This is a genomic window from Streptomyces sp. NPDC038200 (assembly GCF_055600785.1).
The window spans coordinates 153,587-178,163 of sequence record NZ_JBVJYH010000001.1 but is presented as its reverse complement, the minus strand read 5'-3'; the positions used below and the strand labels follow the sequence as shown (position 1 = coordinate 178,163).

General features: G+C 74.3%; 22 protein-coding genes and 1 pseudogene. 10 read left to right on the top strand and 13 right to left on the bottom strand.

The features are described from left to right. Positions 1-107: 107 nt before the first annotated feature. On the bottom strand, positions 108-1,373 hold the full coding sequence (locus ACZ7KF_RS00775; RefSeq protein ID WP_471067815.1) for a GAF domain-containing protein: 1,266 nt from the start codon (positions 1,371-1,373) through the stop codon (positions 108-110). Positions 1,374-1,803: 430 nt separating this feature from the next. Further along, entirely contained in the window at positions 1,804-3,441 is a 1,638-nt protein-coding gene (locus ACZ7KF_RS00770; protein ID WP_471067812.1) for an acyl-CoA dehydrogenase family protein, read from the bottom strand. A gap of 130 nt (positions 3,442-3,571) precedes the next feature. Between ACZ7KF_RS00770 and ACZ7KF_RS00765 the strand changes: the two genes are divergently transcribed. Then, on the top strand, positions 3,572-4,810 hold the full coding sequence (locus ACZ7KF_RS00765) for a YihY/virulence factor BrkB family protein (protein WP_471067810.1): 1,239 nt from the start codon (positions 3,572-3,574) through the stop codon (positions 4,808-4,810). Between the two features lie 228 nt (positions 4,811-5,038). Continuing rightward, positions 5,039-5,923: a VC0807 family protein gene (locus ACZ7KF_RS00760; RefSeq protein WP_471067807.1), complete on the top strand. Its 885-nt coding sequence runs from the start codon at positions 5,039-5,041 to the stop codon at positions 5,921-5,923. Between the two features lie 94 nt (positions 5,924-6,017). Here ACZ7KF_RS00760 and ACZ7KF_RS00755 read toward each other — a convergent pair whose 3' ends face one another. The 4 genes from ACZ7KF_RS00755 to ACZ7KF_RS00740 all read right to left on the bottom strand — a co-directional run bounded on the left by ACZ7KF_RS00755 (position 6,018) and on the right by ACZ7KF_RS00740 (position 8,763). Continuing rightward, on the bottom strand, positions 6,018-6,584 hold the full coding sequence (locus ACZ7KF_RS00755; protein ID WP_471067805.1) for a TetR/AcrR family transcriptional regulator: 567 nt from the start codon (positions 6,582-6,584) through the stop codon (positions 6,018-6,020). After that, on the bottom strand, positions 6,581-6,943 hold the full coding sequence (locus tag ACZ7KF_RS00750) for a DUF1304 domain-containing protein (protein WP_471067802.1): 363 nt from the start codon (positions 6,941-6,943) through the stop codon (positions 6,581-6,583). Before ACZ7KF_RS00750 ends, ACZ7KF_RS00755 begins: the two co-directional genes overlap by 4 nt. A gap of 192 nt (positions 6,944-7,135) precedes the next feature. Further along, positions 7,136-7,990: a DUF817 domain-containing protein gene (locus ACZ7KF_RS00745; protein ID WP_471067800.1), complete on the bottom strand. Its 855-nt coding sequence runs from the start codon at positions 7,988-7,990 to the stop codon at positions 7,136-7,138. 140 nt (positions 7,991-8,130) lie between these two features. Beyond that, positions 8,131-8,763, bottom strand: a complete 633-nt coding sequence (locus ACZ7KF_RS00740; protein WP_471067797.1) for a VOC family protein — start codon at positions 8,761-8,763, stop codon at positions 8,131-8,133. 59 nt (positions 8,764-8,822) lie between these two features. On the opposite strand from ACZ7KF_RS00740, the gene ACZ7KF_RS00735 reads away from it, so the two are divergent. From ACZ7KF_RS00735 to ACZ7KF_RS00725, 3 genes are all read left to right on the top strand, one after another. Beyond that, the gene (locus ACZ7KF_RS00735; protein ID WP_471067794.1) at positions 8,823-9,422 is read left to right on the top strand and encodes a membrane lipoprotein; all 600 of its coding nucleotides are present in this window, start codon (positions 8,823-8,825) and stop codon (positions 9,420-9,422) included. 268 nt (positions 9,423-9,690) lie between these two features. Continuing rightward, complete coding sequence (locus ACZ7KF_RS00730; RefSeq protein WP_471067791.1) at positions 9,691-10,554, top strand: isocitrate lyase/PEP mutase family protein; 864 nt, start codon at positions 9,691-9,693, stop codon at positions 10,552-10,554. After that, positions 10,551-10,925: a hypothetical protein gene (locus tag ACZ7KF_RS00725; RefSeq protein ID WP_471067788.1), complete on the top strand. Its 375-nt coding sequence runs from the start codon at positions 10,551-10,553 to the stop codon at positions 10,923-10,925. Before ACZ7KF_RS00730 ends, ACZ7KF_RS00725 begins: the two co-directional genes overlap by 4 nt. Positions 10,926-11,006: 81 nt before the next feature. Here ACZ7KF_RS00725 and ACZ7KF_RS00720 read toward each other — a convergent pair whose 3' ends face one another. Further along, positions 11,007-11,210: a hypothetical protein gene (locus ACZ7KF_RS00720; RefSeq protein WP_471067785.1), complete on the bottom strand. Its 204-nt coding sequence runs from the start codon at positions 11,208-11,210 to the stop codon at positions 11,007-11,009. 544 nt (positions 11,211-11,754) lie between these two features. Between ACZ7KF_RS00720 and ACZ7KF_RS00715 the strand changes: the two genes are divergently transcribed. Further along, positions 11,755-13,323, top strand: a complete 1,569-nt coding sequence (locus ACZ7KF_RS00715; RefSeq protein ID WP_471067782.1) for a carboxylesterase/lipase family protein — start codon at positions 11,755-11,757, stop codon at positions 13,321-13,323. A 36-nt stretch (positions 13,324-13,359) separates the two neighbouring features. On the opposite strand, the gene mmuM is transcribed toward ACZ7KF_RS00715, so the two are convergent. After that, a complete protein-coding gene (mmuM, locus tag ACZ7KF_RS00710; RefSeq protein WP_471067780.1) occupies positions 13,360-14,277 on the bottom strand; it encodes a homocysteine S-methyltransferase in 918 nt (305 codons plus the stop codon). A 275-nt stretch (positions 14,278-14,552) separates the two neighbouring features. Here mmuM and ACZ7KF_RS00705 point away from each other — a divergent pair, with 275 nt between their 5' ends. After that, a complete protein-coding gene (locus ACZ7KF_RS00705; protein WP_471067778.1) occupies positions 14,553-15,632 on the top strand; it encodes a glycoside hydrolase family 43 protein in 1,080 nt (359 codons plus the stop codon). A gap of 129 nt (positions 15,633-15,761) precedes the next feature. On the opposite strand, the gene ACZ7KF_RS00700 is transcribed toward ACZ7KF_RS00705, so the two are convergent. Continuing rightward, complete coding sequence (locus ACZ7KF_RS00700) at positions 15,762-16,700, bottom strand: NADP-dependent oxidoreductase (protein ID WP_471067775.1); 939 nt, start codon at positions 16,698-16,700, stop codon at positions 15,762-15,764. 94 nt (positions 16,701-16,794) lie between these two features. On the opposite strand from ACZ7KF_RS00700, the gene ACZ7KF_RS00695 reads away from it, so the two are divergent. The 3 genes from ACZ7KF_RS00695 (at position 16,795) to ACZ7KF_RS00685 (ending at position 20,101) form a co-directional block, all read left to right on the top strand. Then, positions 16,795-17,190, top strand: coding sequence for a winged helix-turn-helix transcriptional regulator (locus tag ACZ7KF_RS00695; RefSeq protein WP_471067773.1), 396 nt, complete (start codon positions 16,795-16,797; stop codon positions 17,188-17,190). Between the two features lie 141 nt (positions 17,191-17,331). Next, complete coding sequence (locus ACZ7KF_RS00690; protein WP_471069548.1) at positions 17,332-19,062, top strand: DUF2264 domain-containing protein; 1,731 nt, start codon at positions 17,332-17,334, stop codon at positions 19,060-19,062. A 79-nt stretch (positions 19,063-19,141) separates the two neighbouring features. Then, entirely contained in the window at positions 19,142-20,101 is a 960-nt protein-coding gene (locus ACZ7KF_RS00685) for an isocitrate lyase/PEP mutase family protein (protein WP_471067770.1), read from the top strand. Here the strand turns inward: ACZ7KF_RS00685 and ACZ7KF_RS00680 are convergent. The 4 genes and pseudogenes from ACZ7KF_RS00680 to ACZ7KF_RS00665 form a co-directional block, all read right to left on the bottom strand. After that, on the bottom strand, positions 20,035-20,751 hold the full coding sequence (locus tag ACZ7KF_RS00680; protein WP_471067767.1) for an alpha/beta fold hydrolase: 717 nt from the start codon (positions 20,749-20,751) through the stop codon (positions 20,035-20,037). The genes ACZ7KF_RS00685 and ACZ7KF_RS00680 overlap by 67 nt on opposite strands. Continuing rightward, the gene (locus ACZ7KF_RS00675; protein WP_471067765.1) at positions 20,744-21,328 is read right to left on the bottom strand and encodes a TetR/AcrR family transcriptional regulator; all 585 of its coding nucleotides are present in this window, start codon (positions 21,326-21,328) and stop codon (positions 20,744-20,746) included. Before ACZ7KF_RS00675 ends, ACZ7KF_RS00680 begins: the two co-directional genes overlap by 8 nt. Before the next feature lie 175 nt (positions 21,329-21,503). Further along, entirely contained in the window at positions 21,504-24,377 is a 2,874-nt protein-coding gene (locus ACZ7KF_RS00670; RefSeq protein ID WP_471067762.1) for a glycoside hydrolase family 2 TIM barrel-domain containing protein, read from the bottom strand. A 15-nt stretch (positions 24,378-24,392) separates the two neighbouring features. Further along, positions 24,393-24,557, bottom strand: a pseudogene (locus tag ACZ7KF_RS00665) (carbohydrate ABC transporter permease); the annotation flags it as partial. Positions 24,558-24,577: the final 20 nt, after the last annotated feature.

Genomic DNA, 24,577 nt, shown 5'->3' with positions numbered 1-24,577 from the left:
GAACGGGCCGGGCAGGGCCAAGTCCCGTACACGGGTGGCGGGCGTGCGTGCGGAGCCGGGGGTGGGCGGACGGTCGTCCCTGCTCAGGGCGTTGCGGCCCGGCTGTCCTACGGGGCATTCCGTTTCCGGGTCACCGCCGGCGCCGTCGACTGCGGGAGCAGGTCACGGAGGTCGTCCGGAAGGATCACCTCGACTTCCGTGTCGTCGCAGAAACGATACGGCCGATGCTGCAGGAGTTCCCCGAGATACCGCCGGATCCTGGACATCTCGGCCCGCACGGTCACGGTCCTGGAAGGATCGCCGAACACCTCCTCGGCCAGCCCGGCCGCCCCGCGTCCGGCGCGGTGCTCGGCGAGCAGGAACAGCAGTTCGGCGTGGCGCGGACTCAGCTCCCGCGTCCAGGAGCCCGCGGCGGCCGCGACCGTCACCGTGCAGCGGCCCGGCCGGGCGAGGTCCAGCAGGACCCGGCGGGCGGCGGTGGCGAGCGGCTCGTCCCCCACCCGCAGCAGCCAGCCCCCGGCCAGCGGCTCCACCGCGCACGGGCCGAGCGAGGGCAGCCAGCGGTGGCCCGGTGCCAGCGACTTGGGCAGCGTCACCCGCCGCAGGTACGGCATCCCGGTCACGGCGGCCGTCCAGCCGTTCCGGTCCACCGCCAGCGTCCGCCCGCCCAGCCGGGCCAGTACCGGCGCCGCCACCGCGCGCAGCCGCTCCAGCGAGGCGGTGTGCACCTCCCGCAGACGGGCCTCGGCCAGCTTGGCCACCGAGTCCACCCAGGCGAGGGTGGCCGGATGCATGGTCTCCAGCGGGCCGCTGACGTCCACCACCCCGATCAGCCGGCCGTCCCGCGGATCGGTGATCGGGGCGCCCGAACACGTCCAGGAGGTCTGCGACCGTACGAAGTGCTCGCCGGCGAACACCTGCACGGGACGCCGTACGACCGCCGGGGTGCCCACCCCGTTGGTGCCGACGACGTCTTCGCGCCAGTCCGCGCCGAGTTCGAAACCGAGCCCGTCGGCCTTGCGCAGGACCGGAGCCGCCCCCTCCCGCCACAGCACACGCCCGTCGGCGTCCGCGACGACCATGATGTGCTGGGCGACGTCCGCGACCGAAAGCAGCCCCTCGCGCAGCACCGGCAGGACGTGCCGCAGCGGCGACTCCTCCCGTCGGCGCCGCACCTCGTCGGAGGGCAACGGACGGGATCTGCAGTCGCGTTCGGGATCGACGCCGCTGCGCAGCATCCGCCCCCACGACTGCTCGATCACCGGACGGGGCGCGATCCGCGCCCGGTGCCCGGCGAGCGTGGCCTCGCGCACCTCGCTCAGCACGCGCGCCGCCCGCGCCGCGTCCACGACGGCCAGGCGCGCCACGTTCATCGGCGGGTTCCCCACGGCGGTCCTCCCGGAAAAGGGCGTCGAACACACTTGTCAAGCCGTCCGGGCGGCGGTTTCCGGTCCGACTGTCCCCCTCATACTGCCGTTCCGGGCTTGGCGGAGGCACAGACTCCGCGCATGTGCCCCCATAAGTTGCAACCCCCTGCAACCCTGGTGAACCCATCGGGGGTGGCTGAGACTTGACCCTGACGCACTGCGCGTCCGCGGGCTCGAAGGGCCCAGATGGCGGGGGTGGTGCCGTGTCGGCGCAGCACCACCCCCACCGCGGGTCTCGCGCACGCGCGAGAGCGAGGGCGGCCGGGGCGCACGCGCGAGAGCGAGGGCGGCCCGGGGCGTACGCGACGTCCGCCGGCTCCTCGTCGCCGGTCGCGCCGTTCCCCGTGGCTCCCGAGGCCGGCCATGGCCGCCGGGATCAGAACGCCGGCCGGGCCCGGTCCACGACCGAGGCGAGGTCCAGGCCCCTCGGCAGGGTGCCGAAGGACGCCCCGTGGTCGCCGCCCAGCCGCGAGGCGCAGAAGGCGTCGGCGACCTCCGGGGGCGCGTGCCGCACCAGCAGGGAACCCTGCAGGACCAGCGCGAGCCGCTCCGCAAGGCGCCGGGCCCGCCCCTCGATGCCGTCCAGGTCGGCGAGTTCGGCGAACAGGTCCTTCACCGCCCGGTCCAGCCGGTGGTCGGCGCCGTGTGCCCGGCCGATCTCGACGAGACAGGCGTCCAGCGCGCCCGGCTCCCGCTGCAGGGCCCGGAGCACGTCCAGCGCCTGGACGTTGCCGGCGCCCTCCCAGACGGAGTTCAGCGGCGACTCCCGCACCAGCCGGGGCATGCCGGACTCCTCGACGTACCCGTTGCCGCCCAGACACTCGGCGGCCTCCACGACCACGGGCGCACAGCGCTTGGTGATCCAGTACTTGGCGGCCGGCACCGCGAGCCGCAGGAAGGCGCGCTCCTGCTCGCCGCCGTCGTCGCAGGCCGCGGCGAGCCGCAGCGCGAGCGCGGTGGCCGCCTCCGACTCCAGCGCGAGATCGGCGAGGACGTTGCGCATCAACGGTTTGTCGACCAGCTTCCCGCCGAACGCCTCCCGGTGGGTGCAGTGGTGCACGGCCTGGGCCACCGCCTGCCGCATCAGGCCCGCCGAACCCAGCGCGCAGTCCAGCCGGGTCGCGGTGACCATCCCGATGATCGTGCGCACCCCCTGCCCCTCCTCGCCGACCCGGCGCGCCCAGGTGCCGGCGAACTCGACCTCGGCGGAGGCGTTCGCGCGGTTGCCCAGCTTGTCCTTGAGGCGCTGCAGGAGGAGGACGTTGCGGCTGCCGTCGGGCAGGATCCGGGGGACCAGGAAGCAGGTGAGCCCGTCGGGGGCCTGCGCGAGCACCAGGAACGCGTCCGACATGGGTGCCGAGCAGAACCACTTGTGCCCGGTCAGCACATAGGTGCCGGCCTCGGCGAGGGGCCGCGCCTCGGTCGTGTTGGCGCGGACGTCGCTGCCGCCCTGCTTCTCGGTCATGCCCATTCCGAACAGCGCGCCGGGCTTCTGCCCGGGGGGCCGCAGCTCGCGGTCGTAGACCGTGGACGTCAGCCGGGGCTCCCACTCGGCGGCCAGCTCCGGGTCGGCGCGCAGCGCGGGCACGGCCGCGTGCGTCATCGACAGCGGACAGCAGGTGCCCGCCTCGACCTGCGTCCAGACCAGGAATCCGGCGGCCCGGCGCACCTGACCGGCGGGCCGCGTCCAGGCGCCGGTCAGCCCGGCCGAGACGCCCTTGCCGAGCAGCCGGTGCCAGGCGGGGTGGAACTCGACCTCGTCGATCCGGTGGCCGTACCGGTCGTGGGTGCGCAGCCGGGGCGGGTGCTCGTTCGCCTGATCCGCCCACTCGTGCAACTGGGCGGAGCCGGCGGCCCGGCCCAGCGCGGACAGCTCCGTGCGGACCTCGTCCAGCACGTCGGGTGCGGTGTGCCGGTCCACGGCCTCGGTGAGGGCCCGGTCGGCGGTGAAGACGTCGTAGCCGACCAGCGGGGGCGGCTGGTTCGTCACGGTGTGGGTCGAGATGCCTGCCATGATTGCGAACCTACCCGGGACGGGGGCGGTGATGGCCTCCAGAGTGGCACAGCGGAGCCGGGACATGTGCCGAACCGCTGGTCGGCCCCGAAAGGTGAGGGCGGTCCCGTGCTGCGGATACCTTTGGGTCGTGCAGCCAGCAAGTGAACCCCCCGAGCGGCCGGCCGGCCGGCTCCACCGGGCCAGAGCCCTCTACCGGAACGTCTCCAAGCGCAGGACCGCCTGGCTGTTGCTCAAGGACACCGTCAACTCCTGCATGGAGTACCGCATCCTGGGCCTGGCGGCCGAGGCGGCGTTCTTCACGCTGCTGTCCGTGCCGCCGCTGCTGCTGAGCCTGATCGGACTGCTCGGCTACGTCGACGACTGGACCGGTGCCGACACCATCTCCAGCCTGGAGACCAACCTCCTCGAGGCCTCCCGTACGGTGCTGTCCGACAAGGGCGTCAAGGAGATCGCCGAGCCGATCCTGCACGACGTGATGCAGGGCGGCCGGCCCGACGTCATCTCCATCGGATTCCTGTTCGCCCTCTGGTCGGGCTCGCGCGCGGTGAACGTCTTCATCGACACCATCACCGTCATGTACGGCCTGGACGGCGTCCGCGGCATCGTCAAGACCCGGATCATGGCGTTCCTGCTGTTCATCGTGGCCCTGCTGATCGGCTCGGTGGCGCTGCCGCTGATGGTGGCCGGGCCGGACGCGGTGGTCCGGGTGGTGCCCTGGTCGGAGACGGTCGTCCAGGTCCTGTACTGGCCGGTCGTGATCGTCCTGTCCATCGTCTTCCTGACGACGCTGTACCACGTCTCGGTGCCGGTGCGTTCCCCGTGGATCGAGGACGTCCCCGGCGCCCTGGTCGCCCTCGCCATGTGGGTCATGGGCAGTTTCCTGCTGCGCATCTACCTCACGCACACGATCGAGGGCGCCACGATCTACGGCTCCCTCGCCGCCGCCGTCGCCGTCCTGCTGTGGATCGGGGTGTCCGCCTTCGCCGTGCTCGTCGGCGCGGCGGTCAACGCGGCCATCGACCGGGTCTGGCCGGCCGCGGCCACGGCGGCGGCCCGCGAGGCCAACGAGCGGCTGCGCGAGGTGCAGGTCGCCGAGTACGTCGCCCGTGCCGCGGCGGCCCGCGAGACCGATCCCGACGACTTCGACATGCCCTCGGAGTTCCCCGAGCGCTGGTCCCGCTTCCTGCCCCCGGAGGATGTGACGGCCCGCCTGCGCACCCACGCGAAGAACCCTCACCACGCGCACAAGGGCAACGGCGTGAGCGGGGTGAACGGTGCCGATGGGATGGGCGGTACCGGTGGGTCCGGCGGGACCACGGGCGGCTCCGGCGGGACCGGGGAAGACACGGCGCGTCCGGATCAGTGAGGGGCGCCGTCTCCACCCTTGGGTCCGGACCCGTCGGTGGAGAACGCTCCCGCGTCAGTCCTCCCTCTCTCCACCCGGCACTCCACCCGTGCTCCGATCCGCCGGACCCGGCCCCGCCCCTAGCGTGGTCGGGCAGGCCGGTGCCGTCCGGTCGGCAGCAGTACCGCCGGGCGCCGCCGTCGTCGCGTCGCGCGGCACGAACCGGCACCGGGCGAGGAGGCGGCGGACATGGCGGACCGGACGGAGCACGCACGACACCGCGGTACCAGGGAGAGCACGCCCGGCAGCGGCGGTGCGACCGGGGCCGCCCGCGCGGCCGACGGCGGCGGTGCGACCAGGCCCGCCCGTGCGGCCGAGGGCGGCGGTGCGACCGGTGCCGTCCGCGGCCCGCTGCTCGCCCTCGCCGTCGACATCGTCTTCCCGCTCCTCGTCTACTACGCGGGCCGCGCACTCGGCGTCGGCCAGGGGCCGGCCCTGCTGCTGAGCGGCGCACCACCGGCCCTGCGTCTGCTCGCGGGCGTGGTACGGCACCGCGGGATCGACGGCGTGGACCTGTTCTTCACGGTCCTGCCGGCCGCTGCCGGGCTGGTGTCCCTGATCGGCGGCGGCCCCCGCCTGCTGCTGTTCAAGGACGCCGCGCTGTCCCTCGTGGTCGGTGGGTGGATCCTCGGTACGGCATGCACCGGCAGACCGCTGGCCTTCCAGCTCGGCCAGCGACTGCAGCGGGGAGGCATGGCCCGTGAGCGGAGCAGGATCTGGCGGGACTGCGCCGCGTTCCGCCGGGGACTGCGGGTGCTCACCCTGGTCTGGGGTGCCGAACAGCTGCTGGACGGCGGACTGAGCGCACTCGCCGCCGCCACCCTGCCGACCGACACCGTGCCGCTGCTCGCCCGGGTCCTCTCCCTCGTGCTTCTCGCCCTGGCCGCCGCGGTCACCGCGGCGTACGCCCGCCGCTTCCGGATACGCCACGTCCTCCCGCTGTTCGGCGCCCCCACGCCGACGACGGCATCCGGCGACAGACCCACCCCGGCGCGCTCGCCCGACCCGACCACGCCGCCGACCCCGCGCCCGTTCACGCCGCCGACCACGCCCCCGACCTCGCACCCGAGCTGATCGGCCGGTCCGGCCAGGCACTCCGCCGCGGACGGCGCGGGTGCCGCGAGGACCGGGGGAACGCACCGTGGACGACAGCCGTGGGGGCGGCCCGTCAGGGCAGCGGGGTGCGGTGCAGGGTGACGAGCAGGCGCCAGACCCGGTGCGTGATCTCGGCGGGGGTGGCCTGGACGAGGCCGTGCAGCCAGTCGGCGAGCACCCCGGTGAAGGTCGCGGCCACGGCCGAGGCGACCAGCTCGGGCTCCGGCGCGCCGGCCAGAGTGCGTTCGGCGTGGCTGCGGGCGCGCAGGTCCCGGTGGAGTACCAGGCCGAGCGGGCCACCCCCGCCCGGGCGCAGCAGTTCCCGGTAGAGCTCGGCGTGCGGGGCCAGGCCGTCGAAGAAGGCGAGCAGGGCGGGCGGCGGAGCGGCGGGGTCGGGGGTGCCGCGCCAGGCGTGCAGGGCGTCCACGGCGTCACGGACCACATCGGCGCAGGCGTCGACGGCCAGCGCTTCCAGGTCGGGGTAGTGGACGTAGAACGTGGCACGGCCGACCCCGGCCCGGCGCACCACCGCGGCGACGCTGACCTCGGCCAGCGGGCGCAGGGCGCACTCCTCCCACAGCGCCCCGCGCAGCTTGGCCCGGGTCCTGGCCGTACGGGGATCCCCCGGAGGCGTGGTCACCGCGCCGCCAGGACCGCGGCCAGTGCCAACGCCCCGGGCAGCGCCTGGGCGAGGAGGATGCGCCGGTTGGCGGTGATGCCGCCGTACAGGCCGGCGACGAGCACGCAGGCGAGGAAGAAGACCTGGGCCCGGAACCCCGTCGGATCCCCGGCGATCAGCCCCCAGACCAGCCCCGCCGCCAGGAAGCCGTTGTAGAGGCCCTGGTTCGCGGCCAGCGGCGCGGTCGCACGGGCCATGGCCGCATCGAAACCGGAGAGCGCGCGGCCCGGCTTCTTCTCCCACAGGAACATCTCCAGCACCAGGATGTATGCGTGCAACGCGGCCACCAGGCCGACCAGAACCTTCGCGGTCGTCTCCATCGCAGTCCCACTCCTCGAATTTTATGGACAGGTGTCCAGAATACATGGACAGGTGTCCAAGAAATCGAGGAGCCGCCGAGTGTGCGGACCGGCCCCGCGCCGCCCCGACTTCCGTCGCGCCCCGGGGAACACGTCCGAAGCCGACCACTGACGGTGGCGGCGTACGCTGCGCATCGCCCTGGAGCGGCCCGGTCAGCCGGTCTTGAAGGGGTCGGACACCGGCGGCGGGCGCCGCCCGGGTTCCGGGCGCCGCGCGTGGCGGTCCGGGCCGCGCGCCAGGTGCTCGGCGAGGACGAACGTCACGCTGATCAGCAGGGACCAGGCGGCGAACTTGGTCAGCGGCACCGGCTGCCAGCCGCCGAGCTGTTGGGGGTAGCTCCAGGCGCCCGCGTAGGTGGCGGCGTTCTCGGCGACCCACAGGAAGAAGCCGATCAGCACGAAGGCGACGGCCAGGGGCATGCGGTAGCGGTGAGCGCCCACACTGAAGCCCACCCAGGTGCCGGCGGTCGCGACGGTCATCGCCAGGGCGAGTGGCCAGCGCAGGTCGGGTATCCAGTGGTGGGTGAAGAAGTTGAGGTAGACGGCGGCGGCCACCACGGTCGTGGCGGCGGCGCGGTAGCGGGTGTAGCGCAGCCGCATCAGGCGGCGGGCCCGGCAGACGTAACTGGCGACCGCCGCGTACATGAAGCCTCCGTACAGCGGGACCCCGGCGACCTTGGTGAGGGCGTCCTCCGGGTAGCTCCACGACCCCAGACGCACCTTGACCAGCTCGAACAGCAGGCCCAGCACGTGGCACGCGGCGATCACGGCGGTGTCCCGCCGGGTCTCCCAGCCCATCCGGCGGGCGACGAGCGTGAGCAGCACGCCGTAGGCCAGGACCAGGTCGTAGCGTGCCACGGGCAGCGGGGGCAGCAGCCGGGAGGCGCCGATCCCGGCCAGCAGCGCCACGGCGAAGGCGCAGGCGCGGGCCTGGACCACCCCGAACCGCACCAGTTGCCCGAGTCCGTGCCGGACTCCGCTCGTGCCGGTCCTCTCCTCCGTGCCCATGCCCCCTCCTCCGCGCGACGGCGAGGGGCCCGATACTAGAGGCGCAATTGAACATGTTCAAATGTGTGGCGTGCTTCCTGGCGCCGGTCCGTGCCGGGGCGCCGCCGGGGGTGCGGCGCTGCGGGCGCGCGTCCGCGGGGTCAGCCGAAGGTGACCGGGCCGTTCGGGGTGTCCACGGTGAAGCAGAGCGCGGCCGGTCCGGTGGTGAGCACCAGCGAGGTGCCCAGGGCTGCCAGCGGGCGGCGGACCTCGTCCGGGTCGGGGGCCGAGGCCGACACCGCCAGCAGCGGGGCGACGGGCAGACCCGAGGCGGCCGGGTGCCGGGAGTCGCCCCAGTCGATGAGGAACGGCACCAGTTCCGAGGCGGACCCCGGCCCGGCGTCCGTCAGCCGCCACCGCAGCACGGTCCCGTCCGGAGTGCGGCGGCTCATCGGCCGTACCGGTCCCGGGTCATGGCCCCGCGCCCGCGCCCGCGCGACCGTCGCGTCCAGGTCGGGCGGGCTGATCGCCCAGGCCGACACGGTGGGCCCGGCCGGCCGGTCGGCGCCGAACGGCCGCGGCCCGGCGGGTCCGGGCTGCTGCGGATCGGGTCCGAGGATCTCCAGATAGCTCCGGCCGCCCAGCCCCACCAGGTGATTGCGGGTGCCCAGCCCGGGGTGCACCCCGCCCGGCACCGGCACGACCCCGGTCCGGCGCGCGAACTCCGCGACCGTCGCGTCCAAGTCGGGTGTGACGAGGACGAGATGGTCCAACAGCGGCGGAATGGCGTTCATCGCCAGAGGTTACGGGATCGGCACCGCCCCGCGGAACGCCTCTGCGGCACCATGGGCGCATGATCCGTACCGTACGCGCCCTGCCGCCGCTCCTGCTCCTGCCCGCGCTGCTCACGGCGTGCGGCACCGAGAAGGCGGATACCGACGATGCCCGAGAGCCGGCGTCCGCCACCGCCACCGCGACGGCGGACGCCGCCGTCACCGGGAAGCCCGCGCCCACGGCCACGGACCGGAGCGAACTCGACGCGCGGCTGCGCTCGTTGGGTATCGCTCCGGAACTCGCCTACCTCACCGACGTGCCCGGCTACACGCTCGCGCAGCAGTCCATCGGGGTGAACGGGGACGACGGGTTCTCCGTCTCGTACTGGGCGAAGAGCGGATCCGTACTCCACCTCTACGCCGAGCGGGGCAGTCCCGACGACTGCCCCGCCGGCTATGTCTGCGTGGCTCCGGCGAAGGGGCAGGTGGTGCGGATCTACGGCGAGAAGGTGACGCCCGGGGTGCTCCGCAGGGCCGGGGACGCCGTCCACCGGCCCGCCCCGGCGGAACTCACCGGACTGCTGCCGCCGGCCCGCACCGCGACGGCCCCCGTGGAGCGCGGTGACCTCCCGTCGTACGGCGACGGAGCGCCCGACAACAGCGTGGGCGAGGGCGGTTGAGCGGAGTGCCCACCGGGCGACCGGGCGACCCTGCGGCACCGGCCGGTCCGCCACCGGTCGTCCCGGCTCGACCGAACGGGGGCTGGGCCGGGCGTTCCGGCTCGCCCAGTGACGTTTCTGCGGTGAACCGGTTCCGCCATTGGGGTGAGTAAAGCTCGCGTAGGAGGAAGGTCACGTGACTATCTAGAGATGCTCTTGTCTTGGCAAAGGGCGTCGAGACGCGTGGCCCTCCCGCCCCGCGTCACCCACCCACAGGAGGAGCCGGACCTTGACTTACGGGAAGAAGCTGCGCGAGCGCATCGCCGGGCCCGGGACCACACCGCTGATCGGCGTGTACGACATGTACTCGGCGTCGATCGCGGCCAAGCACTACGACGGGATGTTCGTATCGGGCTTCGGGTTCGCGGCCTCGTACTACGGGCTGCCGGACATCGGATTCATCGCCTGGCCCGACATGGTGGCCTTCGTCCAGCGGCTGCGGGGCGCGTTCCCGCACCACCATCTGCTGGTCGACATCGACGACGGGTACGTCGACCCCGAGGTCGCCTGTCATGTCGTCGAGGGACTGGAACGCATCGGCGCCTCCGGGGTGATCCTGGAGGACCAGAAGCGGCCCCGCCGCTGCGGCCACGCCGACGGCAAGCAGGTGCTGCCCCTGGAGGAGTACCTGGAGAAGCTGCACAAGGTCCTGGAGACCCGCAAGGACCTGGTCGTCGTCGCCCGTACGGACGCCACCGACGAGCACGACATCCTGCACCGCGCCGAGCGGCTGGCCGCCACCGACGCCGACGTCGTCCTGGTCGACGGGGTGCGCAGCGTCGAGTGGATCGAGCGGATCCGGAAGGTCGTCGGGGACAAGCCGCTGCTGTTCAACCAGATCGCCGGCGGCAAGTCCCCCCGCCTGTCCCTCGGTGAACTGTCCGACCTCGGCGTGGACGTCGCCATCTACAGCACCCCGTGCCTGTTCGCCGCGCACGAGGCGATGGACTCCGCGCTCTCCGGCCTGAAGGCGGCGGACGGCCGGCTGCCGGAGGTGGATCCCGCGAGCGGGATCGGCGTGAAGGCCTCCACCAGCCTGCTGGAGCGCAACATCGCCCCCGAGCGGCTCACCCCCGAGGGCGTGGGCGTGTGACCGGTGCCGTGTCCCGGCTGGGGCTCGCGGCGGTGGCGGCGGCCGCGCTGCTCGGGGCCGGTGCCGCGCCCGTGGGCGCGTCCGGAAGCCTGATCACGGTGGTCGACAACTCGCACGCCGACTCCTGGCTCGAGATCGATCGCGCGGCCAACGTCCAGAACGGCAGTGGCACCGCCGGCAGCGACCACGACGGCAGCGCCGTGGACGTGGTGGAGGCCCTCGCCGGCGCCGGCCGGGACGAGGAGGACGCCACCGGCCAGGGTGAGGGCCAGGACGCCACCGGCCGGGGTGAGGGGCAGGGCGTCACCGGTCAGGACGCCACCGGCCAGGGCGAGCGGCAGGCCGCCACCGGCCGGGGCGAGGAGGACTGAGGAGCACCCGGACAGGACGACGGCCGGGCACCCCGTGGCGGGCGGTGCCCGGCCGTCGTCGTGCGACCGGTGCCGCCGGGTTCAGTCCTCCATGAGGTCGGGGCGGCCGTTCTCGTCGACCTCGACGTCCTCCTTCGGGTCGTGTTCGTCGGCGGGCCCGGCGACGGTGGCGCGCTGCTGTCCGGGGGCGAGGGTGTGGCAGGCGGCGTGGGCCGTGCCGTAGGCGGTGACCAGGGCGACTGCCGTCCCGGCGAGGGCCCCTGCGGTACGCGTGGTGTGGTTCATGACCGGCGAACGAGCCCCGTCGGGCCGCGTCACCGTTCCGCGCCCGAACGGGCCGCCCATGTCACGCAGTTGGCCGGTGGGGCCGCGCACACCCCGAGCGCCCTCCGGTCGGAGCGCACGAACATCGTGGTCGGCGGGCGGAGCGGGGCCCGTCCACGCTCGGGCAGGTCCGGCAGTTCGTGCATGCGTGGCCGGGCGCTGGTCTCGTCGAAGCCCGCGAGCCGCACGTACTCGCCCCCGGTGCCGCACCCACGCACCCCGGCGGACCGAACACGCCCGTCAGGCACGGGACGTGACGGCGCGCCCCCCGGGTCCGGCGGCCGCGACCAGCCGGGCCCGGCGACCCGGGCCCCACGCGCGGCAGCCGGGGTGCACGCGACGTGACCGAGAGGTACGGCACGTGGCCGGGGTACACCGAACGGCCCAGCGAGCGGCCCCTGCACCGGAATACCTCGGCGCCCTGTGGTGCTCTGAAATGAACGGTGCACCGCGCCGCCGTGCTGGTACGCGCGGGCGCAGGAGCGCGGCGAAGGGCTGGTGGGCGATGACGGCAGACCAGACGGGCCCCGTGGTCGGAACGCCCCACGGGGCCGTGCGCGGCCGGTACGAGCGGGGGATCGCGGTCTTCCGGGGCATTCCGTACGCTGCTCCGCCCTTCGGCCCCCGCCGGTTCCGCCCGCCCGTGCCGCCCGAGCCCTGGGACGGGGTGCGGGACGCCGGTGCCTTCGGGCCGACCGCGCCGAAACCGCCGTACTCCGAGGCGTTCGCCCCGTACCTGTCCGACCCGGTCATCCCCGGTGACGACTGTCTCAACCTCAACGTCTGGACCCCCGAGCCGGGGCCGGGCGCCCGGCTCCCCGTGCTGGTCTGGCTGCACGGCGGCGCTCTGACCAGGGGCTCCTCGGCCGTGCCGGTGTACGACGGCAGCGCGTTCGCGCGCGACGGGATCGTCTGCGTCTCGGTCAACTACCGGCTGGGGGTCGAGGGCTACGGACTGTTCCCGGACGCGCCCCCGAACCCCGGCCTGCGCGACCAGCTCGCCGCCCTGCGCTGGGTGTACGAGACGATCGGGGCCTTCGGCGGTGATCCCGGCCGGATCACCCTGTGCGGCCAGTCGGCCGGCGCCATCAGCGCCGGCGCCCTGCTCGCCGCGCCCCAGACGCAGGGCCTGATCCGGCGGGCCGTGCTGCAGAGCGGCCCGCCCGAGGTCTCCGAGCGCGACAAGGTGCGGCGGATGGTGCGCCGCATGGCCACCCGGCTCCGGATCCCCGCCACCGCCGAGGCGTTCGCCACCGTCGACCGGGAACTGCTGCTGCGCACCCAGGCCGAGGCCGGCCGGCTCAGCAGCCCGGTGCTGGGCGGACCCGCGTTCGGCATCGTCGTGGACGGCGACCTGGTGCCCGGCGACCCGCTGAAGGCGCTGACCGAGGGCACCGCCGCCCGGGACGTCGAGCTGCTCATGGGCTGGACCCGGGACGAGTACCGGCTGTGGCTGGTGCCCGGGGGACTGCTGGAACGCGTCGACCGGCTCGGTGCCGTCGCCCTGGCCGGGGCCATGGCCCGCTGCCACGCCGGTCACGAGGTTCCCCGCGGCTACCGCGCCCTGCACCCCGACGCCGGTGCCGCCGAGATCGTCGGCCAGATGGTCACGGACCACCTGCTGCGGGGGCCGCTGCACCGGCTCGCCGACGCCCGCCCCGGCAGCTCCTACCTGTACGAGTTCGCCTGGCCCTCCCGCCTCCCCGGCCTGGGTTCCTGCCACGCCCTGGAACTGGGCTTCGTCTTCGGCACCGGGGACGCGCCCGAGTCGAAGAAGCTGGCCGGCGAGGGCGCCCCGCAGGAACTGTGCGACGTCATGCACGCCGCCTGGGTGCGGTTCGCGACGACCGGGGACCCCGGCTGGCCGGCCTGGGACGCCTCGCATCCGGTACGGATCTTCGACGTCGATGCCGCGGACCTCGCCCACGGTCCCCGGGACGCGGAGCTCGCCCTGTGGTCGGCCGCGCCCACCGTCCCGGAACCGCCGCGCGCCTTCGTACCCCGTGCCCCCGGCATCGAACTGGCCGCCGCGATGCGCCGGCTGCGCCGCTCGGTGGGCGCCCTGCGTCACTGACCGGACGGGCCGCCCGCCACGAGGGGCTCGCGCCGCTCAGACCACCCGCGCCATGGCGGCGATCGCCTCCGGCCCCACCCGGCAGCAGCCTCCGATCAACCGCGCCCCCGCCTCGCGCCACGCCGTGATCTCCGCGGCGCTGAACGTCGTACGCCCCTGCCAGGCGCGCGTCCGGGCGTCCCAGCCCTCGCCGCTGTTCGGGTAGACCACGACCGGTTTGCCGGTGACCCGGGCCGCGATCTCCACGGCGGGTCCGACGTCCGCCGGCGCACAGCAGTTCACGCCGACCGCGATCACCTCGTCCGCGTCGGCGGCGAGAGCGAACGCCTCCTCCAGGGGCCGGCCGGCCCGGGTCCGAGGGCCGTCGACGGTGTACGACAGCCAGGCCGGCACCCCCAGCCCCCGTATCGCTCGCAGCAGCGCGGCGGCCTCGTCGGCGTCCGGGACCGTCTCCAGCGCCAGGACGTCCGGCGCGGCGGCGGCCAGCACCTCGATCCGGGGCCGGTGGAACCGCTCCAGCTCGGCCACGCTCAGCCCGTACCGGCCCCGGTACTCGGAGCCGTCGGCGAGCATCGCCCCGTACGGCCCGACCGAGGCCGCCACCCACAGCGGCCGTCCGACGCCCGCGTCCGCCGCGCGCCCGGCCGCCGTGCGGGCCAGCTCCACGCTGGAGGCGAGCAGCCGCGCGGCTTCCTCGCGGCCGAGGCCGCGCCTGGCGAAGCCCTCGAAAGTGGCCTGGTAGCTGGACGTGATCGCCACGCTCGCGCCCGCGAGGAAGTAGGCGAGGTGGGCCTCGGTGATCGCCTCGGGCCGCTCGGCGAGCAGCCGCGCCGACCACAGCTCGTCGCTCAGGTCGTGCCCGGCCGACTCCAGCTGGTTGGACAGGCCGCCGTCGAGCACGACCGTCCCGGTGGCGAGGGCGTCGGCGAGGCGGGGGGAGGTGTCGCTGGTCATGTCCCGACGCTAGTCGAAGCGGAACGCGCGCGGTCCGGGTGTCCAGCAGGTGAGGAGGGGGGGCGGGCGTGCCGGGCCGTTCGCTTCCCTCGTCTCCTCTCGATCGCCCCATTGACCCTCCGGTGGCACGCCCTTACCTTTTTCGGCGTTCGGAATCACAGATGGTGATCGAAATCCCGAACATTGCCGTTGTCGTCGGACCTGCTCGTCGTCCCCACGCCCGCACCCGCTCGCTGTTCCCCACGCTCGTCGACCCCCACCGAGAGGCAGTCCGCATGAGCCGCGACCACGACCTGCCCGAAGCCCCCGGCCGCAGAGCGGTGCTCAAGGGCGCCGCGCTCGCCGCCGGCGCCCTGGCCCTCACCCCCGCCACGGCCCAGGCCGCCCCCGCCGCGCCGAAGACGGCCCCCTACGCCAATCCCCTCGTCCGCCAGCGGGCCGACCCGCACATCACCCGCCACACCGACGGCCACTACTACTTCACGGCGACCGTCCCCGAGTACGACCGCATCGTGCTGCGCCGCGCCCGGACCCTTAACGGCCTCGCCACGGCTCCCGAGTCGGTGCTCTGGCGGGCGCACCCGACGGGTCCGATGGGTGCCCACATCTGGGCGCCCGAACTGCACCGGATCGACGGCAAGTGGTACATCTACTTCGCCTCGGCCCCCGCCGAGGACGTGTGGGCCATCCGCATCTGGGTGCTGGAGAACGCCCATCACGACCCCTTCCGGGGCACATGGGTGGAGCGGGGCCGGATCAGGACCGCCTGGGAGACCTTCTCGCTGGACGCCACCACCTTCCGGCACCGCGGCACCCGCTACCTGGTCTGGGCCCAGCACGAGCCCGGCATGGACAACAACACCGCGCTGTGGATCTCCCGGATGGCCGGCCCGTGGACGCTGACCGGACCCCAGGTCCGGCTCTCCACGCCCGAGTACGACTGGGAGTGCGTGGGCTACCGGGTCAACGAGGGCCCGTCCGTCCTGCGGCGCAACGGCCGCGTCTTCCTCACCTACTCGGCCAGTGCCACCGACCGGCACTACTGCGTGGGCCTGCTGACCGCCGACGCCGGCAGCGACCTGATGGACGCGCGAAGCTGGGCCAAGTCACCGGTCCCGGTCTTCACCAGCAACGACACCACCCGGCAGTACGGTCCCGGCCACAACTGCTTCACCGTCGCCGAGGACGGCCGCACCGACGTCCTCGTCTACCACGCCCGCCAGTACGAGGAGATCACCGGCGACCCGCTGTACGACCCCAACCGGCACACCCGGATCCAGAGACTCGGCTGGAAGCCGGACGGCACCCCGGACTTCGGCGTGCCCGTCGCCGACTCCGTGCGGGAGGGTGCGTGAGACGAGACGCGCGTACGCGGTCCTGCTGGGGCGACCCCGTGCACGCCCACGGCGGCGGAGTCGTCGAAGCCGGCGCCTGCTCCTACTGGTTCGGCGAGGACCACAACAGCGAGAACACCTTCGGCCGGGTCACGGCACGAGGACGATCTTGCCGGTGGTGCGCTTCTCCTCGATCCTGCGGTGGGCCTCGGCCGCTTCGGCCAGCGGATGGACGTGCCGGACCGAGATCCGCAGCCGACCCGCCTCGATGCGCTCGGTGATCCGCTCCAGCAGCTCCCCGGAGGGCTCGGCCGTCACCCACGTGTAGCGCAGGCCGCGGGCGGCGGCCTGCCGCTCGTCCGTGCCCGGGTCGATCGAGGCGCCGACGAGCAGGCCGCCCGGCCGCAGCACGTCGAGGGACCGGGGCCCGTAGGCGCCGCCGACCAGGTCCAGGACCGTGTCCACCGGAGCCACGGCGGTCCGGAAGTCGGTGGTGGTGTGGTCGATCAGTTCGTCGGCGCCCAGCCCGCGCAGGAAGTCGTGGTTGGCCGCCCGCGCGGTGCCGACGACATGGGCCCCGAACTCCTTGGCCAGCTGCACCGCGACATGACCGACGCCGCCCGCCGCCGCGTGCACCAGCACCCGGTCGCCGGGCCGGACCCGTGCCAGCACGGCCAGCGCCTGCCAGGCGGTGACCGCGACCAGAGGTACGGCTCCCGCGTGCGCCAGGTCCAGGTTCCCGGGCGCGACGGCCAGCGCGTCGGCCGGTACGGAGGTGAACTCGGCGTACGCGCCGTGCCGGGTGACGGCCAGCATGCCGTACACCTCGTCGCCCGGCACGAACCGTGTCACCCCCTCCCCGGCCCGCTCGACGACGCCGGACACGTCGTTGCCCGGCGTCCACGGCAGAGTCACCAGTTCCGGCACGCGGCCGGAGCGGAGCACGGCGTCACCCGGGTTGACCCCGGCCCCGGCGACCCGCAGCAGCACCTCTCCGGGACCGGGTTCCGGAACATCGGTCTCGGTGTGGGTGAGCACCTCCGGGCCGCCGAACTCGGACTGGACGATGGCGTGCATACGGGCGGACATCAGGACTCCTCGGCAGGGGATCGCGGTGCGTTCCATGCTCGGGCCGGGCGACGACCCTGCGGAAGAAGGCACTTGTCTGATATCGAGGTTCCTCGTGGATACCGGCTTCGACCTGAGAAAGCACGGCGGTGTGGAGATCTTCCTCCGCGACTGCCCCACCCGCGCCGTGCTCGAACTGATCGCGGGCAAGTGGACCATGCTGGTCCTGGTGGCGCTCGAGGACGGGCGGCCCATGCGGTTCGCGGAACTGCGCCGGCGCCTGGACGGCGTGACGCCGAAGGTGCTGACGGGGACCCTGCGCGCGCTGGAGCGCGCGGGCCTGCTCGACCGCCGGGTGTATCCGACCGTGCCGCCGCGCGTGGAGTACCGGCTGACCGGACTGGGCCGGCAGCTGGGCGGACTGGTCCAGACCGTCACCGACTGGTCGCAGGCGAACATCGCCGCCATCCAGGCCGCCCAGCAGGAGTACGACGAACGCGCCGCCCCCTGACGGGTCGGTCCGGTGCGAACCGCTGCCACGAAAGAGCCTTCGCTTTCTCGCCGGGAATGACCGAGCGGGACGAACTCCCGGAGCGCTCCGACCGGAACCGGGGCGCTCCGGGTTCCGCCAGGAAGGACAGCCACCGCCGTGATCGAACTGCCCGCCGACGACCGTGTGTCGAGCCCGTACACCGGATACACCCGTGCCCACTGGGAGGCCGCCGCCGACGCGCTGCTCGCGGCCGTCGAGCCGTACGCCACCCCCGACCGCGCCCTCTACCACCTGCCCGGCGACCACGTGAGCCGCTCCGGACACCTCTCCGACGGCCTGGAGGGGTACGCGCGCACGCTGCTGCCGGCCGCCTTCCGGCGTGACGAGACCGTGCTCGGCCGGTACGCCGAGGGCCTCGCGGCCGGTCCCGGCGGGGTCTGGCCGCGTGTCACCGACCGCAGCCAGCCGCTGGTGGAGGCGGCCTCGATCGCGCTCGCCCTGCGGCTCACCCGGCCGCTGCTGTGGGACCGCCTGGACGACGCGGTGCGCGAGCGGACCGCCGACTGGCTCGCGGACGCCCTCACCGCCGAGCCCTGGCCGTGCAACTGGGAGCTGTTCCCGGTCACCGTCGGCGGCTTCCTCGCGGAGATCGGCCACCGGGAGGAAGCGGCGCGCAAGGCCATCGACCGCGGGTTGCGGCGGATCGAGGACTGGTACGTCGGCGACGGCTGGTACACGGACGGCGACGGCCGCAAGTTCGACTACTACAACGGCTGGGCCATGCACCTCTACCCGGTCCTGCACGCCTGGCTCGCGGACGACGAGGACCTGCTCTCCCACTACGGCCGCCGGCTCTCGCGCCACCTCGCCGACTACGCCCGCCTCTTCGGCGCCGACGGAGCACCCCTGCGCCAGGGCCGCTCCCTCACCTACCGCTTCGCGACGACGGCCCCCCTGTGGCTCGGTGCACTGACCGGACACACCCCGCTGCCGCCGGGGGAGACACGGCGGCTGGCCTCCGGCGCGCTGCGCTACTTCCTCGACGGAGGCGCGGTCGACGAGCGGGGCCTGCTGCCCCTCGGCTGGCTCGGCCCCGACACCTCGCTCGTGCAGAACTACTCGGGTCCCGCCTCCCCGTACTGGGCCGGCAAGGGCTTTCTCGGTCTGCTGCTGCCGCCCGGGCACGAGGTGTGGACGGCGCGGGAGGAACCGGCCCCGGCCGACCGCGCGGACCGGGCACACCCCGTGCCGTCGCCCAACTGGCTGCTGCAGTCGACCCGCTCGGACGGTCTGGTCCGGCTGCACAACCACGGCAGCGAGGACGTCCGCTACGACCCCTGCTACACCCGGCTCGCCTACTCGACGGCCACCGCGCCCGTGCCGTCGTACGACAACAGCGTGATCGTCGGCGGCGATCCGGGCCGTACGGAGATCGAGCCGCTCGGCACGGGTGAGGGGTGGATCGCCTCCCGGCACACCGGGGGCGCCGGGAGTGCGGTCACCAGTCTGGTGGCCGTCCGGGGCGCCGTGGAGGTGCGGGCCCATCTGGTGGCGGGCGCGGCCCCCGGGACGCCGGTGCGCGTGACGGGCTGGCCGGCCGGGCCGGGCGTACGGGCCGAACTCGTGCCGGTCACCGGCCTGTCGGCGGAGCTGACGGGGGTGACCGGGGAGAGGGGGCCCACGCTGTTCGTGGCGCTCGCCCGGCTCACCGGGGAGCCGGATCCGCTGCCCCTCACCGAGCTGGTGTCCGTGGCGGTGCGGGGGGCCGACGACGCTCACGCGGGCCACGAGGTTCGGGTGACCTGGGCGGCGGGCCCGGTGGCCGTCTTCCGGTTCACGGCGTCGGACGGGCGGTCCGCGGAGCCGTCGTGGTCCGTGGCGCCCGGGTGAGCGGCGCCGCCGCCCCGGACCGGCGATCTCCGCGGACGTTTCGGCGGGCACCGCAACGACAGGGACCTAGCGTGGCCGCATGACCGCAGAGCCCGCCCCCGCCGCCGCTGCCACCCCCGCCCCCTACGCTGCCTCCACCGCTGCCTCCGCCGCTGCCACCCCGGCCTCCGCCGCTGCCACCCCGGCCGCCACCGCTGCCACCCCGGCCGCCACCGCTGCCGCTCCCGCCGTATGCTCCGCCTCCGCCGCTTCCTCCTTCGCGGCGCTTCACCGCCGTCCCGGCGAGCCGCTGCTGCTGCCCAACGCCTGGGACCACGCCTCGGCCGCCGCCCTCGCCGCCCGGGGGTTCCCGGCGGTCGGCACGACGAGCCTGGCGGTGGCGGCGGCCGTCGGCCTGCCCGACGGGGAGGCCGCGACCCGCGAGCACACCGTGCGCCTCGCCCTGATCCTCGGCTCCGGGCCGTCTCTCCTCTCGGTCGACGCCGAGAACGGCTTCAGCGAGGACCCCGACGACGTCGCCGAACTCGCGAGGGAGTTGTGGGCGGCGGGGGCCGTCGGCGTCAACCTGGAGGACGGCCTGGGCCCGGCGGACCGGCACGCGGCGAAGATCGCGGCCGTGAAGGCGGCCGTACCGGGCCTGTTCGTCAACGCCCGCACCGACACCCACTGGGCGGGCCGGGGCGACGAGCGGGACACCCTGCGCCGGCTCGACGCCTATCAGGAGGCCGGCGCGGACGGGGTGTTCGTGCCGGGCCTGACCGATCCGGAGCGGATCGCGGCCCTCGTCCGGCACACCGCCGTCCCGCTCAACGTGCTCTACTCGCCCACCGGTCCCCCGCTCGCCCGCCTGGCCGACCTCGGCGTGGGCCGGGTCAGCCTGGGCTCGCTGCTCTACCGCAGGGCGCTCGGCGCGGCCCTGGACGCGGTGGCCGACATCGCGGCCGGCCGCGCCCCGGGCGGTACCACCCCCTCCTACGCCGACGTGCGCGCGCTCGAACGCAGCGTCTCGGCGAGCACGTCCGCGAACTCCTCGGGATGATCCAGCGTGCCGAGGTGCCCGCCCGGGAACTCGGCACAGGCGCTGCCCAGCCGTTCGGCGAGGAACCGGGCCGTGCGGTCCAGGAGCTGACCGCGTGAGGCGGCGCCGACGGCGATCGTGAGCCGGCCCGGGGGCGGGGTGACCGTGGGCGCGTACCGGCTGAACGGACGCAGGACACGGGCCAGGAAGACACCCGTCGGGGTCGCCGACTCTCCCTCGGCGGGCGGCCGTCCGGGCCCGTCCAGCTGCCCGATCAGCCCCTCCCGCAGCGCTTCCCCGTCCGGCAGGACCGTCACGCAGGGCGGCTCGTGCGCCACCACGTGCGCCAGCCGCTCGGGGTACCGGGCCAGCAGGTCCAGGACCGCGATGCCGCCGGAGCTGGTGCCGAACACACACGCCGACTCGCCCTCGGGCAGCACTGCCTCCAGCACCCGCCGCGCCCCCTCGCTCCAGTCCGCCACCCGCTGCTCGGGTACCGGCCGCCCGAGCCGGCCGTGCGCGAGGCCCAGCGGGTCGTACGTCACCACGGTGAAGCGGGTCGCGAGCCGCTCGGTCAGCGGCCCGAGGCCCATCGGGTGCCCGGCCCCGCCCGGCACGAGCAGCAGCACGGGACCGCTGCCCGTGACGTCGTGGTACGGCGTGTCAGTCATCGTCGTCCGTCTCCCGGGGCCAGTGTGCGAGGGCGAGGTGCAGGGCGTCGACCGCCTTGTCCCAGGAGGCCCGTACGTCCCGCTCCGCGCCGAAGCCGCCCGCGCTCTCCAGGACGCAGTAACCGTGGAAGGTGCTGCGCAGCAGGCGCACGGCGTCGGTGAGGTCGGGTTCCTCCAGGCCGTACGCGCGCAGCATGCCGTAGGTGATCTCGGCGGTGCGGCGCAGCGCGGGGGAGTCGGCGATCAGGGCCTGGTCGATGCGGATCTGCGTGGCCGCGTACCGGCCCGGGTGCTCCAGGGCGTAGTCCCGGTAGGCACCGGCGAACGCCGTCAGCGCCTCCTTGCCCGCCCGCCCGGCCACGGCCGCCGCGATCCGGTCGATCAGCTCGCCGCCCGCGTACAGGGCGAGGCGGGTGCGCAGGTCCTGGAGACTGCGGACGTGCGAGTACAGACTCGCGTCCTTGACGCCGAAGCGGCGGGCCAGCGCGGAGATGCCGACGTGCTCGAAACCGACCTCGTCCGCCAGCTCCGCGGCGGCCGCCACCAGCCGCTCGACGGTGATCCCCGCCCGGGCCACAGGCCCACCTCCTTGGATGTCTAGGGTGAATCCTAGAGCATCTAGGAAAGGGGCGTGTGTTCCGTCGGTCGGCGCCGTCCCTCGGGTGACCTGTGGCCGTGCCCGCGTCGGCTTCCGCCCGACCGCGGCCGACCGGGTGAAGACCCGGCCGGCCGGAGGGGCAGGGCCGTACCGGTCACGTGGTCCCGGGGGTGGCGGACGGGGTGAGGACGAAGGAGAACTCGGCCGGTTCGGCCCGCAGGTGGTAGCGGGGCAGCGGGGCCGGGCCGCAGGACTGGGAACCGATGCCGTGCTGGCCGTGGTCCAGATTGACCCAGACCGTGTCCCCGGGCACCAGGTCGGGGCGGTGGGTCGCGGCGTCCAGCTGCTCGGTGGTCCAGCGGCGGGCGGTGAAGTGGAACACGGGGTCGCCCTCGATGCGCAGTCCGCCCAGCTCCGCCCAGCGGACGTCGCCGCGGGCGCCGTTCTCCTGAGGGCGCACGTACGGCGTCTGCAGATCGTCCACGGTCGACTCCCAGCGGCCGATCGCGGACGCCTCCCTGGTGTCGGGGTACGCCTCGCCGGGGCCGCCGCCGTACCACCGCACGCGGTCGGCGGCACGGAGCCCGAAGCGGACGCCGAGACGGGGCAGCGGCACGTCCCAGTCGCCGTCGGGGACGGTGGACACCGTCAGCCGGAGCCGGTCGCCGTCCGACGTCCAGCGGTACACGGTCGACAGCCCCAGTTCCCGGGCGGCCGGTGCCACCCGGGTACGGACCGTCAGCGCGTCCTCGCCCACCTCCACCGCGTCCAGGCGGTGCCGCATCCGGTGCAGGCCGAGCTTGCGCCACAGCAGCCCGTAGCGCGGGTCGCCCTGCCAGGCGGCACCGTCGTCGTTGTCGGTGGTGGCCCGCCACACGTCCAGGCGCAGACCCGTGACGGACACGCCGCCGATGGTGCGCAGCGCTCCGGTGCGGGCGTCGAACGCGGCCGGCCCGAGGGTGATCAGGCCGTCGCCCGGGGCCGGCCGGGCGGTCGTGGCGACGTACGGCGCCGGGCGGCCCGACACCGGGATCTGGCCCCAGGCGACGACATGGTCGCGCGGCGCCCACGAGGTGGGGGAGGCGAGCTGTGCCCGGACGGTCCACCGGGCCTCGCCGGCCGGCGCCCCGGCCGGGGCGCCGGGCAGCTCGACCTCGGCGGACTCGCCGGGCGCCAGCGCGGGCACCGACAGCGTGCCGGACCGCACGCTCTCGCCCTCGACGTCGTACGACCACGCGAAGGCCAGCGCCGACAGGTCCGCGAAGTCGTACCTGTTGGTGATCCGGACCGTGCCGTCCGCGCCGTCGCCGGTGAGGGCGACCGGTTCGATCACCTTCTTGTACTCGGCCAGGCCGGGGGAGGACTGCCGGTCGGGGAACAGCAGACCGTCGCAGACGAAGTTGCCGTCGTGCAGCTCCTCGCCGAAGTCGCCGCCGTAGGCGAAGCCCAGTTCGGGATGGGCGATGCCGTGGTCGATCCACTCCCAGACGAAGCCGCCCTGGAGCCGGTCGTGCGCCTCGAACAGCCGCTGGTAGTCGGCGAGTCCACCGGGCCCGTTGCCCATGGCGTGCGCGTACTCGCAGAGGATGAAGGGCAGCTCGCGGCGCCGGCGCGGGCCGCCGTCCAGGCCCCGGCCGATGCGCCCGACCTCGGCGTGGCTCGCGTACATCCGTGCGTAGACGTCGGTGTCACGGCAGTCGAGGTCACCCTCGTAGTGGATCAGCCGGGAACCGTCGCGTCCGCGGATCCACTCGGCCATCGCGGTCAGTCCCCGGCCGGTGCCCGCCTCGTTGCCCAGCGACCAGATGACGACCGACGGATGGTTCTTGTCGCGCTCCACCATGCGGGCCGCCCGGTCGAGCAGGGCCGGCGTCCAGCGGTCGTCGTCGACGGGGTTGTCCCGCCAGCCCTGCTCGGTGAAGCCGTGCGTCTCCAGGTCGCACTCGTCGATCACCCACAGCCCGTACTCGTCGCACAGGTCGAGGAAGGCCGGGTGCGGCGGATAGTGGGAGGTGCGGACGGCGTTGACGTTGTGCCGCTTCATCAGCAGCACGTCCTCGCGCATGGTCGCGTGATCGAGCGCCCGGCCCCGCTCGGGATGCCACTCGTGCCGGTTGACGCCCTTGAACAGCACGGCCCTGCCGTTGACCTTGATCAGTCCGTCCGCCAGCTCCACCGTGCGGAAGCCGATGCGCAGCGGCACCCGCTCGCCCTCGGTGGCCAGCAGGCCGGAGTACAGCCGCGGCGACTCCGCCGACCACGGTTCCACCGGGACGGTCACCGGCTCACCGGTCGCGATGTCGATGCCGAGCTCCGGGACGCTCACCCGGCCGGGCACGTCGGAGTCGACACGCAGGGTGCCCCGGCCGCCGGTGTGGTCGTACGAGGCGTGCACGAAGAAGTCGCCGGCGCTGCCCGCCGGGCGGTGCAGCAGCGTGACGTCCCGGAAGATGCCCGGCAGCCACCACTGGTCCTGGTCCTCCAGGTACGAGCCCGCCGACCACTGGTGGACGCGGACGGCCAGGACGTTGCCGCCGGGCCTGAGCAGACGGCCGACCGTGAACTCGTGCGGCAGCCGGGAGCCCTTGAACTCGCCGAGTTCCGTGCCGTTCAGCCAGACGCGGGCGCAGGACTCCACGCCGTCGAAGCGCAGCACGGCGCCGCCGTCGGCCGGCCAGTCCGCGGGCAGGTCGAAGACGCGCAGGTGGTCGCCGGTCGGGTTCTCGGTCGGTACCCGGGGCGGGTCGACCGGGAACGGGTAGAGGTGGTTGGTGTAGACGGGGGAGCCGTGCCCCTGCAGGACCCAGTGGCCGGGGACCGTGATCTCGGCCCAGTCGCCGGCGTCGTACCCCGCCGCCGCGAAGGAGTCGTCCTCGGCGTCAGCCGTGTCCGACAGCCGGAAACGCCACTGGCCGCCGAGGGACAGGGAGGCGCTGTCCGAGGCCGCGTACCAGGCGCGGGGCGGCAGGGCGCCACTGCCCGGGGAGACGTCCTCGACGTAGCCGGATGAGGTGGTACGGAAAGACATGGATCTCCTTGCTCGGCCCTCGATGCCGGTCCGCGCGATCCCCCGCACCAGCCGGCGCCGGAGGAAGAGGGACACGAACGGCAGGGGCAGGATGGAAAGGTCGGTCGCCTGGAAGATCGGGTGGTGGTTGACGGTCCGGTCGGTCAGGGACGACGACAGCGCGACCTGGACCGTCCAGGCGCCACGCGCGCCGCCTCCTC

What these genes read in the sequence shown, in the direction of transcription:
- ACZ7KF_RS00775 (WP_471067815.1), bottom strand. Translation starts at nt 1,373, where the DNA reads ATGAACGTGGCGCGCCTGGCCGTCGTGGACGCGGCGCGGGCGGCGCGC.
- ACZ7KF_RS00770 (WP_471067812.1), bottom strand. Translation starts at nt 3,441, where the DNA reads ATGGCAGGCATCTCGACCCACACCGTGACGAACCAGCCGCCCCCGCTG.
- ACZ7KF_RS00760 (WP_471067807.1), top strand. Translation starts at nt 5,039, where the DNA reads ATGGCGGACCGGACGGAGCACGCACGACACCGCGGTACCAGGGAGAGC.
- ACZ7KF_RS00750 (WP_471067802.1), bottom strand. Translation starts at nt 6,943, where the DNA reads ATGGAGACGACCGCGAAGGTTCTGGTCGGCCTGGTGGCCGCGTTGCAC.
- ACZ7KF_RS00745 (WP_471067800.1), bottom strand. Translation starts at nt 7,990, where the DNA reads ATGGGCACGGAGGAGAGGACCGGCACGAGCGGAGTCCGGCACGGACTC.
- ACZ7KF_RS00740 (WP_471067797.1), bottom strand. Translation starts at nt 8,763, where the DNA reads ATGAACGCCATTCCGCCGCTGTTGGACCATCTCGTCCTCGTCACACCC.
- ACZ7KF_RS00735 (WP_471067794.1), top strand. Translation starts at nt 8,823, where the DNA reads ATGATCCGTACCGTACGCGCCCTGCCGCCGCTCCTGCTCCTGCCCGCG.
- ACZ7KF_RS00720 (WP_471067785.1), bottom strand. Translation starts at nt 11,210, where the DNA reads ATGAACCACACCACGCGTACCGCAGGGGCCCTCGCCGGGACGGCAGTC.
- ACZ7KF_RS00715 (WP_471067782.1), top strand. Translation starts at nt 11,755, where the DNA reads ATGACGGCAGACCAGACGGGCCCCGTGGTCGGAACGCCCCACGGGGCC.
- mmuM (WP_471067780.1), bottom strand. Translation starts at nt 14,277, where the DNA reads ATGACCAGCGACACCTCCCCCCGCCTCGCCGACGCCCTCGCCACCGGG.
- ACZ7KF_RS00705 (WP_471067778.1), top strand. Translation starts at nt 14,553, where the DNA reads ATGAGCCGCGACCACGACCTGCCCGAAGCCCCCGGCCGCAGAGCGGTG.
- ACZ7KF_RS00700 (WP_471067775.1), bottom strand. Translation starts at nt 16,700, where the DNA reads ATGTCCGCCCGTATGCACGCCATCGTCCAGTCCGAGTTCGGCGGCCCG.
- ACZ7KF_RS00685 (WP_471067770.1), top strand. Translation starts at nt 19,142, where the DNA reads ATGACCGCAGAGCCCGCCCCCGCCGCCGCTGCCACCCCCGCCCCCTAC.
- ACZ7KF_RS00680 (WP_471067767.1), bottom strand. Translation starts at nt 20,751, where the DNA reads ATGACTGACACGCCGTACCACGACGTCACGGGCAGCGGTCCCGTGCTG.
- ACZ7KF_RS00670 (WP_471067762.1), bottom strand. Translation starts at nt 24,377, where the DNA reads ATGTCTTTCCGTACCACCTCATCCGGCTACGTCGAGGACGTCTCCCCG.